At 40.7% G+C, this 19261-nt stretch carries 22 protein-coding genes; 17 read left to right on the top strand and 5 right to left on the bottom strand.

The genetic code is table 11. From position 1 onward, the window contains the following. The first annotated feature begins 1 nt into the window (after position 1). The 13 genes from hisB (at position 2) to IAE53_RS10220 (ending at position 12063) form a co-directional block, all read left to right on the top strand. Positions 2-589, top strand: coding sequence for an imidazoleglycerol-phosphate dehydratase HisB (gene hisB / locus IAE53_RS10280; RefSeq protein ID WP_148424219.1), 588 nt, complete (start codon positions 2-4; stop codon positions 587-589). Positions 590-627: 38 nt separating this feature from the next. Continuing rightward, positions 628-1251, top strand: coding sequence for an imidazole glycerol phosphate synthase subunit HisH (hisH, locus tag IAE53_RS10275; protein WP_148424220.1), 624 nt, complete (start codon positions 628-630; stop codon positions 1249-1251). Then, positions 1248-1964, top strand: a complete 717-nt coding sequence (hisA, locus tag IAE53_RS10270; RefSeq protein ID WP_148424221.1) for a 1-(5-phosphoribosyl)-5-[(5-phosphoribosylamino)methylideneamino]imidazole-4-carboxamide isomerase — start codon at positions 1248-1250, stop codon at positions 1962-1964. Before hisH ends, hisA begins: the two co-directional genes overlap by 4 nt. After that, on the top strand, positions 1961-2725 hold the full coding sequence (hisF, locus tag IAE53_RS10265) for an imidazole glycerol phosphate synthase subunit HisF (RefSeq protein ID WP_148424222.1): 765 nt from the start codon (positions 1961-1963) through the stop codon (positions 2723-2725). The genes hisA and hisF overlap by 4 nt, the downstream gene beginning before the upstream one ends. Further along, positions 2722-3060, top strand: a complete 339-nt coding sequence (gene hisI, locus IAE53_RS10260) for a phosphoribosyl-AMP cyclohydrolase (RefSeq protein WP_114667057.1) — start codon at positions 2722-2724, stop codon at positions 3058-3060. The genes hisF and hisI overlap by 4 nt, the downstream gene beginning before the upstream one ends. 17 nt (positions 3061-3077) lie before the next feature. Further along, complete coding sequence (gene hisE / locus IAE53_RS10255; protein ID WP_200136417.1) at positions 3078-3410, top strand: phosphoribosyl-ATP diphosphatase; 333 nt, start codon at positions 3078-3080, stop codon at positions 3408-3410. Continuing rightward, complete coding sequence (hisC, locus tag IAE53_RS10250; protein WP_148424225.1) at positions 3407-4480, top strand: histidinol-phosphate transaminase; 1074 nt, start codon at positions 3407-3409, stop codon at positions 4478-4480. Before hisE ends, hisC begins: the two co-directional genes overlap by 4 nt. A 116-nt stretch (positions 4481-4596) precedes the next feature. After that, the gene (locus tag IAE53_RS10245; RefSeq protein ID WP_148424226.1) at positions 4597-6063 is read left to right on the top strand and encodes a 6-phospho-beta-glucosidase; all 1467 of its coding nucleotides are present in this window, start codon (positions 4597-4599) and stop codon (positions 6061-6063) included. Then, complete coding sequence (locus IAE53_RS10240; protein WP_200136418.1) at positions 6060-7415, top strand: glycoside hydrolase family 1 protein; 1356 nt, start codon at positions 6060-6062, stop codon at positions 7413-7415. Before IAE53_RS10245 ends, IAE53_RS10240 begins: the two co-directional genes overlap by 4 nt. Positions 7416-7521: 106 nt before the next feature. Next, complete coding sequence (locus IAE53_RS10235) at positions 7522-8850, top strand: PTS sugar transporter subunit IIC (RefSeq protein ID WP_148424228.1); 1329 nt, start codon at positions 7522-7524, stop codon at positions 8848-8850. A gap of 53 nt (positions 8851-8903) precedes the next feature. Then, positions 8904-9797 (top strand): ROK family protein, encoded by an 894-nt coding sequence (locus IAE53_RS10230; RefSeq protein ID WP_200136419.1) that lies wholly within the window; start codon positions 8904-8906, stop codon positions 9795-9797. A gap of 268 nt (positions 9798-10065) precedes the next feature. After that, positions 10066-11454: a PTS sugar transporter subunit IIC gene (locus IAE53_RS10225; protein ID WP_148424229.1), complete on the top strand. Its 1389-nt coding sequence runs from the start codon at positions 10066-10068 to the stop codon at positions 11452-11454. 66 nt (positions 11455-11520) lie between these two features. After that, a complete protein-coding gene (locus IAE53_RS10220; RefSeq protein ID WP_200136420.1) occupies positions 11521-12063 on the top strand; it encodes a YiiX/YebB-like N1pC/P60 family cysteine hydrolase in 543 nt (180 codons plus the stop codon). On the opposite strand, the gene nadE is transcribed toward IAE53_RS10220, so the two are convergent. Next, positions 12060-12881 carry an ammonia-dependent NAD(+) synthetase gene (gene nadE / locus IAE53_RS10215; RefSeq protein ID WP_148424231.1) on the bottom strand — a complete coding sequence of 274 codons (822 nt, stop codon included), beginning with the start codon at positions 12879-12881 and terminating at the stop codon, positions 12060-12062. The genes IAE53_RS10220 and nadE overlap by 4 nt on opposite strands. Continuing rightward, a complete protein-coding gene (locus IAE53_RS10210; RefSeq protein WP_200136421.1) occupies positions 12878-14320 on the bottom strand; it encodes a nicotinate phosphoribosyltransferase in 1443 nt (480 codons plus the stop codon). The genes nadE and IAE53_RS10210 overlap by 4 nt, the downstream gene beginning before the upstream one ends. Positions 14321-14382: 62 nt before the next feature. On the opposite strand from IAE53_RS10210, the gene tsaE reads away from it, so the two are divergent. Genes tsaE through IAE53_RS10195 form a run of 3 tightly spaced genes read left to right on the top strand, consistent with a single transcriptional unit; the run spans position 14383 to position 15853 of the window. Beyond that, positions 14383-14832 (top strand): tRNA (adenosine(37)-N6)-threonylcarbamoyltransferase complex ATPase subunit type 1 TsaE, encoded by a 450-nt coding sequence (gene tsaE, locus IAE53_RS10205; RefSeq protein ID WP_010292385.1) that lies wholly within the window; start codon positions 14383-14385, stop codon positions 14830-14832. Beyond that, a complete protein-coding gene (locus IAE53_RS10200) occupies positions 14829-15323 on the top strand; it encodes a GNAT family N-acetyltransferase (RefSeq protein WP_200136422.1) in 495 nt (164 codons plus the stop codon). Before tsaE ends, IAE53_RS10200 begins: the two co-directional genes overlap by 4 nt. Continuing rightward, complete coding sequence (locus IAE53_RS10195; RefSeq protein ID WP_010292379.1) at positions 15320-15853, top strand: 3'-5' exonuclease; 534 nt, start codon at positions 15320-15322, stop codon at positions 15851-15853. The genes IAE53_RS10200 and IAE53_RS10195 overlap by 4 nt, the downstream gene beginning before the upstream one ends. A 20-nt stretch (positions 15854-15873) precedes the next feature. Here IAE53_RS10195 and IAE53_RS10190 read toward each other — a convergent pair whose 3' ends face one another. From IAE53_RS10190 to IAE53_RS10180, 3 genes are all read right to left on the bottom strand, one after another. Further along, positions 15874-16059, bottom strand: coding sequence for a hypothetical protein (locus tag IAE53_RS10190; protein ID WP_148424235.1), 186 nt, complete (start codon positions 16057-16059; stop codon positions 15874-15876). Positions 16060-16141: 82 nt separating this feature from the next. Further along, positions 16142-16963 carry an exodeoxyribonuclease III gene (locus IAE53_RS10185; protein WP_148424236.1) on the bottom strand — a complete coding sequence of 274 codons (822 nt, stop codon included), beginning with the start codon at positions 16961-16963 and terminating at the stop codon, positions 16142-16144. Between the two features lie 98 nt (positions 16964-17061). Beyond that, a complete protein-coding gene (locus IAE53_RS10180) occupies positions 17062-17883 on the bottom strand; it encodes an NAD(P)H-hydrate dehydratase (RefSeq protein WP_148424237.1) in 822 nt (273 codons plus the stop codon). A 139-nt stretch (positions 17884-18022) separates the two neighbouring features. Here IAE53_RS10180 and IAE53_RS10175 point away from each other — a divergent pair, with 139 nt between their 5' ends. Continuing rightward, positions 18023-19216 (top strand): DUF2075 domain-containing protein, encoded by a 1194-nt coding sequence (locus IAE53_RS10175; protein ID WP_200136423.1) that lies wholly within the window; start codon positions 18023-18025, stop codon positions 19214-19216. Positions 19217-19261 lie beyond the last annotated feature (45 nt).

Raw genomic sequence — 19261 nt, 5'->3', positions numbered from 1 at the left:
CATGACAAGACAGGCTATGATAAAACGCGAAACATTTGAAACACAAATTGCTGTTAATCTTAATTTAGATGATCAATCAATCATCAATATTGACACAGGTATTGGCTATCTTGATCACATGCTGACCTTATTTGCTAAACATGGTCGCTTCGGGTTGTCTGTCGATGCTAAAGGTGATTTAAATGTTGACAGTCATCATACAACCGAAGATATCGGTATTGTATTAGGCGAGGCTTTCGTCAAGGCACTTGGCGACAAAATTGGCATTGAACGTTATGGCGCGCAGTTTGTGCCGATGGATGAAACCTTATCTCGGGTTGTGATTGATTTATCCGGTCGTGCTTATCTTGTTTTTCAAGCAGAGTTAACAGCGCCACGTCTTGGCGACTTTGAAACGGAAGTCGTTGAGGACTTCTGGCAGGGCTTTGCCAATGCGGCGCAAGCCAATGTGCATATTTCAGTTTTGTATGGTCGCAATACCCATCATAAAATTGAAAGTATTTTTAAAGCAGCTGGTCGGGCAATGCGACAAGCAGTGACAGTTAATCCTGACATTCAGGGCGTTAATTCGACTAAAGGTCGTATCTGAAAATTAAGACGACAAATAACGTCGTTAGGAGATGACAAATGACAATTATGATTATTGATTATGGCGCGGGCAACATTGCCAATGTAATGAAGGCCATTGCCAGCACAGGATTATCTGCTAAATTATCACATGATCCAGCTGAAATTTTATCAGCTGACGGGGTAGTCTTACCGGGTGTTGGTGCGTATAGTGCTGCTATGTCGGCTTTAAAAGAACGGCAGTTAATTGGACCACTGCAAGCATACGCAAAATCAGGCAAACCATTATTAGGTGTTTGTCTGGGGATGCAGTTATTATTTGAACGATCAACTGAATTTGGTGAAACAGCAGGACTTGGCATCATTCCGGGAAATGTCGTCACTTTACCCCAACAACAAGGCTATAAAGTCCCACAAATGGGTTGGAATCAAAACCAAGTTCGTCAGTTAAATCCAATCACGTCAACTTTAAACGATACCTACACTTACTTTGTTCATAGCTTCTATGTCCAAACCGCACCAGAATATATTGCGGCAACGGTTGATTACGGTCAGATTGAAATTCCAAGTGTCGTGGTTAATGATTCGGGTAACGTTATTGGCGCGCAATTTCATCCAGAAAAATCGGGTAAAGACGGCCTGCTAGTGTGGCAGAGTTTTAAAGAAATGGTGGACGATAAATGATTTTTCCAGCAATTGATCTTAGGAATGGACAATCAGTGCGGCTTTATCAAGGAGATTACAATCAAGAGACCGTAATTAATTCAGATCCGATTACACAAGCGCAACAAATTCAAGCAACCGGCTTAACGCATTTACATTTGGTAGATTTGGATGGTGCTAAGTCAGGCAGACCGATTAATCTTGATATCATTACAGCTCTGCGACAAAATACGACACTATTTATTGAACTCGGTGGTGGTATTCGAAGTTTGGCGCAAATTCAACAATACTTATCATTAGGCATTAATCGCGTGATTATTGGTTCAGCAGCTTTGACTCATCCTGAATTAGTGACAGAAGCAGTGGCGCGATTTGGAGCGGAAAGCATTGCCGTTGGTGTTGATGGCCGTCAGGAACAAGTAGCAACAGACGGCTGGTTGACAGCATCAAGCACGACATTTTCTGAAATCATTCAGGCGATGCAAGCCGTTGGTGTGATGAATTTTATTGTGACCGACATTGAACGTGATGGCACGCTTGGTGGACCAAACATTGCGTTATTGTCACGATTACAACAAAAATTTCCTGAAACAAATATCATTGCTAGTGGTGGCATTAGTACGATAAAGGACATAGAGGATTTGCAAACAGCCGGTATCAAAGATATTATTGTTGGTCGTGCGCTATATGACGGCAACGTGACACTCCCAGCACTCAAGGAGGTGATGAAATGACTTTAGCCAAACGAATTGTCCCAGCTTTAGACATTAAAAATGGACAAGTTGTTAAGGGTGTTCAATTTGAAAATCTACGCAGTGTTGGTGATCCAGTGACAGTTGCTAAAGCTTATGAACAATCAGGTGCTGATGAACTGGTTTTGCTAGATATCACAGCTACTTTGGAAGAACGAGATACGATGATGACCATCGTCAATGCAATTTCATCAGTAGTATTTATCCCCCTAACAGTAGGTGGTGGTATTCGTTCCACGCAAGATATGACGCGTCTCATCAAAGCAGGCGCTGATAAAATATTTGTCAATTCAGCAGCGGTTAAGCAACCTGAACTCATTACGAAAGGAGCAGCCATTTTTGGGTCACAAGCGATTGTCGGTGCCATTGACGTGAAATGGGAGCCCAAATCAAAATTTTATCAAGTTTATGTTGCGGGTGGGACACAACCTACTGGGTTAAATGCCATTTCATGGGCCAAAGAGATGGTCGCACTTGGTGCAGGTGAACTATTAGTCACTAGCATGGATGCTGATGGTACAAAAAATGGTTATGACATTGATTTGTATCAACAATTAACTGAGGCTGTGTCAGTGCCAATTGTTGCTTCAGGTGGTGCTGGAAAAATTGAAGATTTTACGGCACTTTTAACACAAACCACGGTTGATGCAGCCTTAGCGGCTTCGGTTTTTCATCTTGGTGAAATTGCGTTACCGCAACTCAAGCAAACGTTAAAAAAAGAAGGAGTGGCAATACGTATATGACAATGATTGCACCAGATTTTAAGAAACAAGGGCAAGACGGTCTCATTCCGGCAGTAGTGGTTGACATCAAAACTAAGGCTGTATTAATGTTGGCTTACATGAACGAAACGAGTTACCAATTAACTAAAACAACAATGGAAACATGGTTTTGGTCGCGTGAGCGCCAAACCCTGTGGCACAAAGGTGCGACTAGTGGCAATACACAGCGCGTTATCAGTATGTCATTGGATTGCGACAGAGATACACTATTAGTCGAGGTTGAACCGAACGGCCCAGCCTGTCATACTGGCGCGTATTCATGTTTTTTCAATCCGGTTGCAGATGTTAGCGTATAGTTGGGAAGGAATGGAATATGGCACAACAATCAATTGAAGCGCTCTACGCAGCAGCTTTGGCGCGTAAAAATAACCCACAAAAAGGTTCTTATACAGATTATTTATACCAAAAAGGACTCGATAAAATTTTAAAAAAAGTTGGTGAAGAATCAACAGAGGTCATTCTAGGCGCTAAAAATAACAACGATGAACTAATTTATGAAACGGCGGATTTATTTTTTCATCTAATGGTTCTCTTAGTTGAAAAAAATGTTACACTGGATGATATTAAGAACGAACTGGGGTCGCGCATTGGCCAACAATCTCAGTTGCATGAACGCCAAGATTGGCGAGGAGATGAGCAAAAATGAAGGAAACAGTTAAAAAGCTAGCGGCTTATCAAGCGGAACTACCAGAAGAAGTGGTTAAAGCCAAGTATGGATTACAACATTTAGCACGTCTGTCGGCTAATGAATCAGTTTATGGACCATCACCAAAAGTCGGAGAGGCTGTGCGCGCGGTGTCTGATGATGTGTTAGGCTATTACCCTGATGGTCAAGCAACGCCTTTGCGTGAAGCAGTAGCAGACTTAACACAAGTTAATCCTGAAAACTTAGTATTTGGGGTAGGTGCTGACGAACTCATTCAGCTGTTGACACGTACTATTTTGACACCAGAATCTGAAATGATTGTGCCAGACCCAACATTTGGTGAGTATGCAATCCACGCCGAAATTGAACAAGCGACAACAGTGAAAGTTCCAGTTAAACCAGACGATGGGCATGTTGATTTTGAGGCCATGTTAGCTGCTATCACTGATCAAACAACGATGATTTGGTTGGCCAATCCCAATAATCCAACAGGTGTTTTTGAAAAAACTGCCGATATTGAAGCATTTTTGACAAAATTACCAAGCACGGTGACACTAGTTGTTGATGAAGCTTATTATGATTTTGTGGATGAACCAGATGCCACAGTGGCGCCACTTGTCTCACAATATAAAAATTTAGTTGTACTACGCACGTTGTCTAAAGCCTACGGATTAGCTAATTTGCGCATTGGCTATGGTATCATGCAGGATCCGCTATATACAGCGATGCAAGCTGTGCGTTTGCCATATAATTTGTCAACTTACCAAATTGTTGGTGGTACGGCTGCCATTTTGGATCAAGATTATTTGGCAAAAAACGTGGCGGTGTTTCAATCTGAACGAACCAAATTCCAAAACTTTTTACGTGATGAGGAGCTCACATTTTATGAGTCACAGGCCAATTTTATTTGGATTAAAGTGGGTAAAACTAAGAAAGTCGGTCAAGCGTTGTTGCAATCGGGCTATCAAGTCAACGATCGCTTAAATTCTGAGTGGATTCGTATTGCTTTAGGGACCCCGGATGATAATGAAGGATTAAAAGAAGCTTTTCTAGCAGCATTAAAGAACTAACATAGGTTAGTTCTTTTTTAGTTCAAAAAGTAACGACTTTTAGGACATTCTTGTGTTTTGTAATGTAAACGCTTACAATTATAGTTGAATAGTGACTAAAGATAGGAGAATTAAACATGACAGGATTAAAAATGCCAAAAGATTTTCTCTGGGGCGGTGCGATTGCTGCTCACCAAGCTGAGGGTGCTTGGAACGTTGATGGTAAAGGCGTTTCGATTGCCGATGTACTGACTGCCGGCAATGCCACGACACCCCGAACCATAACTGATGGCGTGATTGCAGGGAAAAATTACCCCAATCATCACGGCATTTATTTTCATGACACTTACAAAGAAGATTTGGCATTGATGGCCGAAATGGGGTTCAAGGCTTTCCGAACATCTATTGCATGGACAAGAATATTTCCAAATGGTGATGATGCAGAGCCCAATGAAGCTGGACTTCAGTTTTACGATGATATGTTTGATGAGATGAATCGTCTTGGTATTGAACCCGTCATCACACTCAACCACTTTGAAATGCCGTATCATTTGGTAACGGAATATGGCGGTTGGCGCAATCGTCGTTTGATCGACTTTTTCGTGAAATACTCAGAGACGGTTCTTAAGCGTTATCGCAATAAGGTTAAATATTGGATTACGCATAATGAAATATCTAACCAAGCTAATATTAGTGAAGCGTCAACGGTACAAGATTTTCTTGTTTGGACAAATTCTGGTTTGCGATATGACGAAACGGCCACAATCGCAGAACGTATGGCAGATATGTACCAAGCTGGCCATTATGAATTAGTAGCTAGTGCCAAAGTGGTACAACTTGCGCACCAAATTAATCCGGACTTTCAAATCGGTGCGATGCTAAATGTGTCACCAATTTATCCAGCTACGCCATTACCAGCAGATATGTTAGCAGCTCAGAAAGCTGAACAATTGCGCAAGTGGTTTAGTGATGTGCATATTCGTGGGGCATATCCATCAGAGTTGGAAGCTTTATTTGAGCGAACTGGTTATCGTTCAGATATTACAGATGAGGATCGACAAATTTTAAAAGAGGGCACTGTCGATTATTTGAGTATTTCATATTATGCGACCTTTGCGGTTAAAGCAGCTGATGGTAAAACACCAGCATTAGATGATCCAAGTAGTATTGAAAGTGTTAAAAACACACTGATTCCCGCGTCTGATTGGGGATGGACAATTGATCCTGAGGGATTGCGCTACACATTAAACCAACTGAATAATTTGTATCCAAATTTGCCTATTATGATCGTGGAAAATGGTTTTGGTGCCTATGATACCGTGACAGCAGACGGCAGTATTCATGATGATTATCGTATTGCTTATCTGAGTGCACATATCGCTGAAGCGGAAAAGGCTACCATTATTGATGGTGTGAACTTGATTGGCTACTTGTCATGGGGACCAATTGATATTGTCTCAGCTGGTACGGGTGAGATGAGTAAGCGCTATGGCTACATTTACGTCGATCTAGATGATGAGGGTCATGGCAGCGGTAAGCGCTTAAAGAAAGATAGTTTCAATTGGTATCAAAATGTAATTAAAACACAAGGGGAAAATTTATGACAACAATGCCGACCGGCTTTTTCTGGGGAAACTCGACATCAAGTATGCAAACTGAGGGATTTCAAGGCGTACGTGGCAAATCCACGTACGATTTGAAGAAAGAGACAACTTGGGAAAAAACGATTGACGAGTACCATCGTTATCCTGAAGACTTTGATCTGATGGCTGAAATGGGCGTCAATATGTATCGCTTTGAAATTTCTTGGGCGCGCGTCGTTCCAGATGGTGATGGTGAGTTCAACGAGGCGGGCATTCAGTTTTATTCAGATATGATTGACGCTTTGCTGGCACGAGGGATTCAGCCAATGATAGCGCTGTACCATTTTGATATGCCGCTGGCGCTCGCAGAGAAGTATAATGGTTTTTTGAGTCGCCATGTCGTCGACGCTTATGTGCGTTATGCCAAGGAAATCATTAGCCGTTTTGCTGATCGGGTGACGTATTGGCTGACATTTAATGAGCACAATCTATATTTTACAAATATGGCTTATGATATTGGTGGTGCCATCAATGCAGAACAGTCGTTAGACAATCTCTATCAAATTTTTCATAATACAATGTTGGCGCATGCGCATGTCGCAAATTTTGTGCATGAACAGTTTAATCAGTTAAAAATTGGTGGTATGTTGGCGTATCAAGTGACGTATCCAGCCACATCTAAACCAACTGACGTTTTTGCAGCTCGTCGCGTTGACACATTTTTGAATGATAACTTGCTAACGATGTTTACGGCTGGTCACTATTTGCCTGAAGTATTGGCTTTTGTGGCGACGCACAATATTGATATGGACTATCAACCTGAGGATGACGCAGTATTATCAAAGCAAACCAGTGATTTTATAGCGTTTAGTTATTATCGAACAGACATGTTAAATGCGGATAAAATTCCAGATGGTATAGCACCAAATCGCTATTTAGATATTGCCAATGAAACAAACCCTTATTTAACGGCAAATGAATGGTCATGGACGATTGATCCTTTGGGCTTTAGAAATGCCCTAACATCAATTTATTCTCGTTATCAGCTACCGGTCTTTCCTGTTGAAAACGGTTTGGGTTGGCGTGAAGAAATGACTGATGATCAGATGATTCAAGATGATTATCGTATTCAATATCACCGTGATCATATTGACGCGATGAAGCAAGCTATGATTGAAGATGGAACCCACGTTATCGGCTATCTTGGCTGGGGATTGATTGATATTCCTAGCTCGAGTGGTGATATGAACAAACGTTATGGTGCTGTTTACGTTAATCGGACTAATGAAGAGGAGCGTGACATGAGCCGTTCAAAGAAAGCGTCGTTTGATTACTTGCGTGGCGTATTTAAGTCTAATGGTTTTAACAGTTAAAGCATAGGGCACCATGATCAGTCACTTTCATTGTCAAATGAGGATCATGGTGTTATACTTACCTTAAAATGTAAGCGCTTACAAATTGTAAATAAGGAGAATCATTATGAATGATTTTATTAACAAAAAATTGTTACCACCAGTGATGAAGTTTGTTAATCTAAAACCAATGGTTGCCATCAAGAACGGCATGCTTTATCCAATTCCATTTATTGTGATTGGTGCCATATTCCTGATTTTAGGTAATTTCCCATATACACCAATTGCTGATGCTATTTCAAAGTCTGGTTTGGCTGCTATCTTTATGCAGGCCTATAATGGATCAATGGCTTTGATGGCGGTATTTGCTGTATTTGGTATTGCATATTCTTGGGTGCATGATGCTGGTTACGAAGGTGTTCCGGCAGGATTATTGGCAATTGTAGTGGACGTTATTTTGCAACCAGATACGGTGACCAATGTTACCAATTCAGCCGGCAAAACTTCTACGGCATGGGTTGCGAGTAATGTGATTGACAAAAATTGGCTCGGTGGTAAGGGCATGATTGTTGCTATTATTGTTGGTTTGTTAGTCGGTTGGATATACACTTGGTTTATGAAAAAAGGGTTCACGATCAAGTTACCAGAACAAGTACCAGCCAACGTTGCAGCTTCATTTACGGCTTTAGTACCCGGTGCTGTAATTGTGTCAGGTGCCACAGCAGTTTATGCTTTCTTTAAATTGGGCCTGAGCACAACATTTGTTGAGTGGATTTATAAAGTGATTCAAACGCCACTTCAACATGCCACTGATGGTCCAATGGGCGTTTTCATCGTTGCCTTTTTGCCAGTGTTCCTTTGGTTCTTTGGCGTACATGGCGCAACAATTATTGGTGGTATTATGACACCACTTTTGCTAGCTAATAATGCTGATAATAATGCATTATACAAAGCTGGTAAATTAACGATTGATAATGGTGCCCACATTGTGACGCAATCATTTATGGATCAATATATTACTGTGACAGGTTCTGGATTGACGATTGGTCTCGTTGTGTTCATGCTCTGGCGCGCCAAGTCAACCCAAATGAAGACACTTGGTAAATTGGAAATTGTGCCTGCGCTATTTAATATCAATGAACCAATTTTATTTGGTGTCCCATTGGTGCTTAATCCATTGCTGGCAGTACCATTCATTTTGACGCCTTTGCTTTCCGGAATTTTGACTTATTTGGTAATCAAATTTGGCATTATTCCGCCGTTTAATGGGATTTATGTTCCTTGGACAACACCACCTATTATTTCAGGATTGATTATTGGTGGCTGGCAAGGTGCTGTTTGGCAAGCTATTATGCTATTGATGACGATTGCTAGTTATTGGCCATTTGCTAAGAAATATGATCAAATTTTGCTGAAGCAAGAAAATGGTGAGAGTACGGCGCAAGTATTGCATTAAGACTTATTTATAATGGGCAGCTTCGGCTGCTTTTTCATTCGGAGGAAGACAACATGATTTTAACAATAGATATTGGTGGGACTAGTGTGAAATATGCCGCCGTTACAGATGGCAATTTGGGTAAAATTTCATCCTTTGAGACACCTAAAACTTGGGATGAAATGGTGAATCAATTGCGTGATGTCGCGCAAAATTTCACTAATATTGAGGGCGTGGCAATCAGTGCTCCGGGGGTTGTGAAATTTAAAGATGGGTTCATTAGTGGCAACTCAGCAGTACCTTACATTCATCATTTTCCCATTGTCGATACTTTGAAAAAGCTATTCAAGGCGCCTGTCACAATTGAAAATGATGCTAACGCCGCGGGTTTAGCAGAAGTCAAACAAGGTGTTGCTGCTGGGGCAAATTCAGCAATATTTGTGGTCGTTGGCACAGGTGTGGGTGGCGCTGTTTATCTGAATGGGCAACTCGTGCGTGGCGCACATGGTTATGGTGGCGAGTTTGGCTATAGCTTTTTTGATGGCGTTAACTCCCAGTGGAGTGTCAAAGCTTCGGCGGTTGAAATGGCTAGACGTTACAACGTGAGACACGATACTTCGCTGTCTGGGAAAGAGTTGTATGACTTGGCAGAAAAGGGTGATGGCGTGGCAAAAATAAATGTGTCCCGCCAATTAGACAGTCTGGCTCGTGGTATTTTTAATCTGATGTTCATTGTTGATCCAGACATCATTGTGATTGGTGGGGGACTTTCACAAAATGCCGATATTTTAAACGAATTAAATCAACGCGTGTCAATTTTAATTGCTGACGTCAAAGGACATATTACTGATATGCCTGTCAACATTAAAGCTGCTCAATTTGGTAATTCGGCAAATTTAATTGGCGCTTATGAAGTTTTCAAATCTTATTATCCCAATGTAAATGAAATGAAAACGAAGCAAGTATAACTTTTAATTATGATAATAATATTAAGTTGGAATATTCAAACAACAAACACAATTACCCCAAGAAATTCACAATTAACTCCTTGTTAATTCAAGGTTTACCCACATTTATCCTGCATAATAAAAAAGTACATTAAGTCATTTCTTTCACGAATTGTAACCGTTTACAAATAAGTGTTGACATTTTCAAGAGATGGGTTATGATATTAGTGTAACCGCTTACAAAAAGCGAATTTACGTAAACAGGACGTTTACAAAAGGAGAAATACTTATGCAGAATAGTGCAAAGAGTAGTTGGGTAACCGACAAATTGATGCCGCCTATTATGAAGTTTATCAACACTAAAGCTGTCACAGCGTTGAAAAACGGTATGGTATATAGTTTGCCATTCATTATTATTGGGTCGGTCTTTCTGATTTTGGCTAACATACCATACGTGCCAGTTGCCACATGGTTATCTGATCATGGTTGGTCGGCTGTGTTTGCTCAGGCTAACAACGCCAGCTTTGGTATGATTTCAATTTTCACAGTTGTTGGTATTGCGTATGTTTATGTTCGTGATGAAGGGCAAGAAGCCTTGCCTGCTGGGTTTACCGCATTAGTAGCATTCCTATTGCTACAAACCATGTCGGTGCCTAATCCTGTCAATGAAGCTGCCTACAAGAATATTGATAAGTTGCCACACGCTGTACAAGAATTGTTAAGCAGTCCAGTGGCTGGTGTTTTGAACACGGCTAACATGGGTGGACAAGGTATGATTGCCGCTATTATTATTGGTTTGCTAGTTGGCTGGTCTTACTCAGCAATGATTAAGGCTGGTTGGAAGGTCACTTTGCCTGAACAAGTACCTGCTAACGTTGCCGGACAGTTCACGGCGATGATTCCAGCCTTTGTTGTGATATCTGTTTCCGCCGCCATATTTGCCATCTTCAAATATGTGTTCAATACAGATGCACTTGATTGGATTTACCAAGTTATTCAAACCCCACTTCAGGGTATGTCTGATTCGTTCCCAGCAGTTGTTTTGATGGCATTCTTGGTTACATTCTTCTGGTTCTTTGGTGTTCATGGTGGTATTATCGTTGGTGCTATTTCAGGTGCTTTCTTAATTCCAAACACATTTGATAATGCCGCTGCTTATAAAGCTGGTGAATTATCATTGTCAAACCCATCAGTTCATATTGTTACAAACGAATTCTTGAATAATTTCATTAACATGACTGGATCAGGTATGACGATTGGGTTGGTGATCTTCACATTAGTACGTGCTCGTTCAGTCCAATTGAAGACACTTGGAAAAATCGAATTAATTCCTGGGTTGTTCAATATTAACGAACCATTTTTGTTCGGTATTCCAATGGTTTTGAACCCATTCTTGGCCATTCCGTTCTTCCTTACACCAGTGATTGCTGCTGTAGGAACTTATGCAATTATCTACTTTGGTATTGTGCCACCACTCAATGGTGTTGGTGTACCTTGGACAACACCACCAATTATTTCTGGATTTTTGGCTGGTGGATGGCAATTTGCTATCTGGCAAGCAATCTTAATTGCAATGTCAGCGGCAATGTACTTCCCATTTGCTTTGAAGTATGACAAGATGCTACAAAAGCAAGAAGCTGAAAATGCTGCCGCTGCTGAAGAAGCTGCTACAGATTAAAAAGAGTGAAAATACCAAGCATTGTGCTTGGTATTTTTTATTGGTCGTACATGGTAAACTATCTTTATGACATTACAGACAGCCGATTTACTATTCATTCCTAACAATCATGAAGCACTTGATGAGGCAATAGCGACATCAACAGGCAATTATGTTCATGTTGCAATTGTGATTAATGCGCACCAAATCATTGATGCCTCCCCAAAACATGGCGTGGCAATTCAACAAATGCATGATTTCTTTGCAGAGATTGCTGTTGCCGATATTTATCGCGCTAACTTGACGGAAACACAACAGTCACAAGTGATTTCACAGGCAATATCCTATCAAAATCGACCCTACAATTTTTCATTTTATCCCAATGATGATAGCTTATATTGCTCACAACTGGTGCAATTAGCATTTGCAAATGTATTGACGATACCGCAACAACCGATGCAATTTGGTGATGATCAGCAGCCAATCTCAAATTATTGGCTAAACTATTACCAAAAATTAGATGTTGCAGTGCCCCTAAATCAACCAGGTACCAATCCACATGATCTATCAAAAACACCGCAACTCAATTACGTTGGGCAATTGCGTTACGGGGATCTGTTAGTTGATTAATAAAACCATGTGTCGTAAATTGTGATTGGTTCATGGCGTTTTTGTTGACTCGCCAAGTAAAGTGACTCAATTTGAGTGGCGTCTTGTTCAGAGACGTCTCGACCCTCCAAATAATTATCGATAGCCTGATAGCTGACGCCTAATGCAATTTCATCTGGTAATTGTGGTCGGTCATCTTCCAAATCTGCAGTTGGCACTTTATCATATAGATGCGCTGGCGCGTCGAGGGCCACTAATAATTGGCGACCTTGTCGTTTGTTGAGGCGCCAGAGAGGGTTGATATCTGTGCCACCATCACCATATTTGGTGAAAAAGCCTGCAAAGGCTTCAGCGGCATGGTCAGTACCTACAACAATACCGTTGTGCTCACGAGCAACAGCATACTGTGCAATCATGCGCATTTTTGGCTTAATGGAACCCCGACTCATATCATCAACGGTTAGCCCACCAGCACGTAAAGCGGTAGTCATGGCGTCTGTGGCGGGTTGGATGTCAGTGGTAACGATGACGTCAGGTTGGATAAATGTTAGAGCAGCTTGAGCATCATCTTCATCACGTTGTTTGCCATAAGGCTGGCGAATGGCGACAAATTTATAATCATCACCGGTTGTATCACGTAGTTCTTGCACTGCCATTTGGGCTAATTTACCAGCAAGAGTTGAATCTTGACCACCGCTAATTGCCAATACAAGACTTGTGTAGATTGAATGGGTTAAATATTGTTTCAAAAAATCAACTGATCGACGAATCTCAGCGTCGGCGTCAATCATAGGTTGTACGTGCAATTCAGCAATGATTTTTGCTTGCAAGGGTCTCATTTTGACATCTCCTTAATGTGTTGGCGAGTTTTGTTAATTAAGTCAATTTTGGCGTCATATAAGCTTTGTGATAAATCAACTGGATAAGTTTCAGGATTGAGCACACGCTTATACTCATCCCACAAATTATCCAGCGATTGTTTCGCATAAGTTTTAACGGTCTTAATGTCTGGCAAATCATAAATTAATTGGCCGTTAACAAAAATATCATGAAGCATCGGTTCAGCGTTAAAATCATGGACGTCTTTTGAAATAACAGGGTGATTAGGATCAAACATATGTAAATCTGTTTGGTGACGTGGATCTTCATTTGAGAAAGTGAGATAGTCGCCTTCAGACTTACCGTCTTGCCGATCGGTAATGCGCCAAACTTGTTTTTTGCCAGGGGTCGATACTTTTTCAACGTTGTTGGAAATTTTGATCGTATTTTTGCCGTTGAAGCTAACCATTTTATAAACAGCGCCTAAAGCTGGTTGGTCAAAAGCAGTGATGAGTTTGGTGCCGACACCCCAAACATCTATTTTGGCACCTTGCATTTTCAAGTTTAAGATTGTATTTTCGTCCAAGTCATTGGACGCGTATATTTTAGCTGATGTGAAACCAGCTTCATCCAGCATTTTCCGAATGATTTTAGACAAATAAGCCATGTCGCCTGAATCAATTCTGACACCTTGAAAATTGATTTTGTCGCCAAATTCTTGTGCTACTTTGATGGCACTAGGGACACCGGACTTAAGCGTGTCAAAAGTGTCTACTAAGAAAACGACGTCTTTATGAGTTGAGGCGTAAGCTTTAAACGCGTCATAATCATTTTGATAGGCTTGCACTAAAGCGTGCGCATGTGTGCCAGAAATTGGTATATTGAATAATTTGCCAGCGCGAACATTAGATGTGGCGTCAAATCCACCGATAAAGGCAGCATGCGTCCCCCAAAGTGCTGCATCAATTTCTTGGGCGCGACGTGTGCCGAATTCCAGCAAGGGTTGACCATTAGTGACAGTGGCAATACGAGCGGCTTTGGTGGCAATCAGTGTTTGAAAATTTACCACATTGAGCAAAAGTGTCTCTAATAATTGCGCGTCGACCAGCGGTCCTTCAACTTGGAAAAGTGGTTCGTGATTAAACATCACTTCACCTTCGTAGGCTGAACGCAAAGTTGCTGTGAAATGCCAATTTTGCAAATAATCTAGGAAAGCATCATCATATAAATCTAGGCTACGAAGATAGTTAATGTCACTCTGACTGAAAGTGAGTTGCTTTAGAATAGTCACAATTCGCTCTAAACCGGCAAAAATAACGTAACCATTGTCAAACGGCATTTTTCTAAAGTACGCTTCAAAGACAACAGGTGTTTGATCAATACCTTGCTGCCAATAGGTATAAATCATATTAAGTTGATAGGCGTCTGTGTGTAATGTTAATGAATCATCTCGATACATGATAGCGGTCCTTTTAGTTGTTAAGTATCATTATACCAATTATCTCGTGCTATAATGAAAGAATGAAAGAATTTCTCACAAACAATTCACAGCAAACACAAGAATTGGCTCAAAAAGTAGCCCAATTGGTGCGTCGCGGTATGGTATTAACTTTGACTGGTGATCTTGGTGCTGGCAAAACAACTTTCACGCAAGGATTCGCTCGTGCTTTAGGTGTCACTGGTCGTGTTAAGAGCCCAACATTTAACATCATGAATACGTATATGGCCGGTGAAACACCGATTTATCATTTTGATGCCTATACTTTAGAAACAATGGGCGCTGAAAATCAAGGGTTTGAAGATTTTATTGGGACAGATGGTATTACTTTGATTGAATGGCCGCAATATATGGTTGATATTTTACCCAATGATCGTATTGATTTTAACTTTCAGCGAACTAATGAAGATGATCAACGTCAAATTACCATCCATGGTATTGGGCAACTGGCTAATTTTGAGGACGCGTTATGAACTTTGATATGAGCCAACCGATTGCATTTAGTTTCGAAGTGGCTGGGTTAGAAAGCGCGGCACAATGGCAAGCACTCATTCAACAATTGATGACGGAAACGGATACGTTTTTGATAGCTAGTATGCGAGATGGTGAAGTAGTGCCGGAGGAAAGCGTTGGGCCAGCTGTCACTTTGCTACTGATGGCTGAACAAAGGACGTTACGTTTGCCAGTGGGTATTGGCTCGATTGAAAATGGTGAAGTGGGTATGGCCATTTTATCTCAATTTCAAGGCGCTGGTTTAGGACAATCATTGATGACAGCATTACTGGATTGGGCACAAGCAAATGATTTACAACGGGTCTGGTTAGATGTGCAAGTAGACAACTTGCCAGCTAGACATATTTACGAGAAGTTTGGTTTTATAATGGTAGGAAAGCAAGTGAATTTGACATTGCCAAATGGGCGTCAGACGCAGCTGCAAAAAATGGTTTTGGAGTTAGAAATATGAATTTTGTTGCAATGGATTTTGAAACAGCCAATCATGAAAAGCACTCAGCAGTATCGATTGCCTTAGCAGTTGTGAGAGATAATCAAATAGTGGATCAATTCTATTCATTAATAAAACCAGAAACGTCATTTAGTCATTATAATACGAAAATTCATGGTATTCATCAGGTTGATGTGGCACAAGCACCACAATTTCCTGATATTTGGCCAACAATTGCACCACTTTTTACGGCAGATAAATTAGTGGTTGCGCACAATGCACCTTTTGATAATGGTGTATTGAAAGGAACGTTAGACTATTACGGATTGCCTGAACCACATTATATGTTACTGGACACCGTTCAAACAAGTCGCAAACTATTTCCAAATTTTCAAAACCATAAGTTGAATACAGTGGCGGAAAACTTGGGTATTGCGCTTGAACATCACCATAATGCATTAGATGATGCAGTGGCTGCGGCAAATATTTTAATATATGAATCCCAGCAATTTGGTGATTCAGCACTAAAATCATTTGTGAAAAATAAATAAGCTATCCCAGATTGGATAGCTTAGAAAAAAATTGTGATGAGTGTATGACACCCGATTGCCAATGATAATCCCAGAATAACAGCGAGACTAAATCTAGAAACAGAAGCGGCTTTGCTGCTTTTTTTTGTGATTACGGCATCGTGATGATTATAGCAAGCATGAATGTAGATATCGTCAATACGACTCACATTTGGTCTCTTATCCATAGAATCACCTCCACCAATAACTTAATTATATGTTAAGAATGTGGCGATATTGGCACTAAATCATGAAGAAACCATGTTGTTTTTAAAGTAAATCAATTTCCAATTGAATTGGTGCGTGATCTTGTCTTTTACCAGTATCTAGTACAGTTGACTGGGTGACTTTATCAGCAATTCTGTTGCTGACGAGATAATAGTCAATGCGCCAACCGGAGTTGTTAATTTTGCTGGTCTTGCTAATTTGTGCCCACCAAGTGTAAATACTTGGGACATCAGGGTTGAGCGTTCTCAGCGTATCTGTGAAACCAGCACCCAATAATGCAGTAAACTTTTCCCGTTCCTGATCGGTAAATCCGGCTGAATGGTGATTAGTTTTAGGATTTTTCAGGTCAATTTCTTCATGGGCAACGTTCATGTCACCACTGAAAATGACTGGCTTTTTTTGGTCTAATGAACTGATATAGCGTCGGTATTGATCATCCCATAAACCACGATCATCTAAGCGCGCTAGTTCGCTGCCGGAATTGGGGGTATAAACAGTTGAAACATAAAAATTGGCGAATTCGAGTGTGATCACACGCCCCTCCATATCCATGTCGCCAGGCGCATCTATTTTTGGGAAATCAACTGATAGAGGTTCTTTACGGGACAATACCATGGTACCAGAATAGCCTGAACGTGCTAAACTCGGATTGACAAAAACGTGATAGTCAGGAAATAGTTCAGCAATGGCATTGGCTTGCTTTTTGGTTAATCCAGTTGCTTTTAATTTGGTTTCCTGAATAGCAAAAACATCAGGTGTCGCTTCAGCAATATTATTAAGCACCGACCAAGTCATTTCACCACGCGCACTTTTATGTTCAACAGCGGCGTTAATTGAGTCAATGTTCCATGAAATTAGTTTCAAAATGAATTCCTCCAAAAATCGTTAATTTCATTCTAACATATTCAATCATTTTTCTTGAAATCGTCTGTGGAATTAACCGTTATTTTTGGGGGCTAAAATTATTTGGCGTAACGCGACATAAATTCTGGTAATGCTGCGCTGATTTTAGTTGGTAGTGTGACATATTGATTTTTTGATAATTCGTCGGCAATTGCGGAATGGGCATAAACCGCCGCCATAATAGACTCGGGAAAGCTTAGCATGAATTGCGCAGTAAAGCCAGCTATCATACCAGCCAGCGTGTCACCCATACCACCGGTAGCTTGATAAGGACCACCATTTGGTATTTCAAATACTTGGTTAAGCGTATAAATTTGGGTATGGTGTTGTTTCAAAACAAGGATTGGCTGAACATTCATACGTTGCTGTGCCAACATATTGAAAGCCTCAAATGCCTGTTCATTGATTGTGACACCGCTTAATCGTTGCCATTCCATTTGATGTGGTGTAATAATAAGTTGCGATTGTGGCCAAGAAAGTTTATTTTCCGCAACTAAAGTTAATGCTGAACCATCCACAATCAAAATTTGGCGTGCCATGATGGCGTCAAAAGTGGCTTCAACGATATCAAGACGATTTCCCAGTCCAGAACCAATTAACACGACATCAGCATGTTGAATATCATCAGTTAAATCGTCATTAAAATCAATCACCATTGCTTCGGGTAAATGAGCGTGCAATGCAGTGAAGTTACTAGGGTCTGTTGCAACAGAGACTAAACCGGCCCCAGCATTGACAGCAGCTAGTGCGTTCATGATTACAGCACCACCAAATTGCTGTGTACCACCAATAATTAAAACGCGACCATAAGTGCCTTTATGAGATTGTTCAGGTCTTTTTTTAATGACTTGGTAAAGGATATCTTCTGTCAACTTTTTCATGTTTATTTCCTCACACTTATTCTAACTGATAAGGACAAATAATGCACGCCAAATCCTTGTGTTATCGGCGTTTATGACGGTGCATTTATATTATGTCATTTATATTTTTATCTTTTTTGAGGATGCATGATGTTACAATATGGCTATGATTAAAAATAGTTTCGTATTGGCTGACGGTGAACAATTTTCAGATGAACAAAATGATGTGATTCATCAAGCAGTAGCGTTCGCCAATCACAATTTAACCCAATCGCAAACGCGTGCTTTTGTGATAGAAGGTGGCGCTGGTGCTGGTAAGAGCGTTGTGTTATTTGAAAGTTTCAAACAACTACAAGCCACGAAGCCACACTGGCGTAATTTTTTACTTGTTAATCACGCTGAGATGTGGAAAAGTTACCGTGAATTAGCTAGTTATCAGCCTGACCTCAAAAAGAATCAATTTCTTAAACCAACGACATTCATTAATCAAATGACTCGTCACAATCAAACTGCTGATGTTGTTTTAATTGATGAAGCCCATCTTTTACTAACAGCACCAGACCGGTACAATAAATTTCAGCAAGAAAATCAACTGGTTGAGATACTGAAACATGCGCGTGTGGTTATTCTAGTCTTTGATGCTCATCAGGTTTTGAAATTAAAAAGTATGTGGCATCAAGAGCAATTGCAGACGATTTTAGCACCGTTTAGACCCGAGACAGTTCAATTAAGCGAGCAATATCGAATGGTTGGTCAAAGCCAGTCAGTCGTTGAGTGGATTGATCAGCTAACCCAGCACAAAAAAATAATTGATGTGGCAACAACGCCATCATTTGATTTGCGCATTTATAATGATGCCAACCAGTTATATACGGCGATTTGTCAAGAAAATCAGCGTGTTGGCATGTCGAGAATCTTGGCAACTACCGATTACCCCTATACGGTGAATCGTGGCAAATGGTATGTTACGTTGGACGATTTCAAATTGCCTTGGGATCAGCTTGATACAGGTGTCACACCTTGGGCTCTGCGCCCTGAAACGATCGATGAAGTGGGGTCTGTTTATACGATTCAGGGCTTTGACTTGAATTATGCAGGCGTGATTATTGGGCCTGGCATTCGTTATGATAATCAAAAAGATCAGTTAATCATCGATCCAAGTCATTATGAGGATAAGGCAGCATTTAGAAGCGTGGGTGGCAAAAATTTGTCATTAGAAGATAAGCAATCAATCATGCTTAATGCTTTGAACATCCTACTAAAAAGGGGACGTCATGGTTTATTTATCGCAGTGGCTGATCCAGCTTTGCGTCAAAAATTGTTAGCTAGTGTACCAAAGCAATCACGATATTGAGCAAGATAAGTCATTAGGAAAAAAATCAGCAAAAGCGTATAATCA

The sequence above is a fragment of the Leuconostoc sp. S50 genome (assembly GCF_016624925.1).
Classification (GTDB): domain Bacteria; phylum Bacillota; class Bacilli; order Lactobacillales; family Lactobacillaceae; genus Leuconostoc; species Leuconostoc pseudomesenteroides.
Note: the sequence above shows the minus strand (reverse complement) of the source record. Positions and strands in the feature narration are given on the sequence as shown.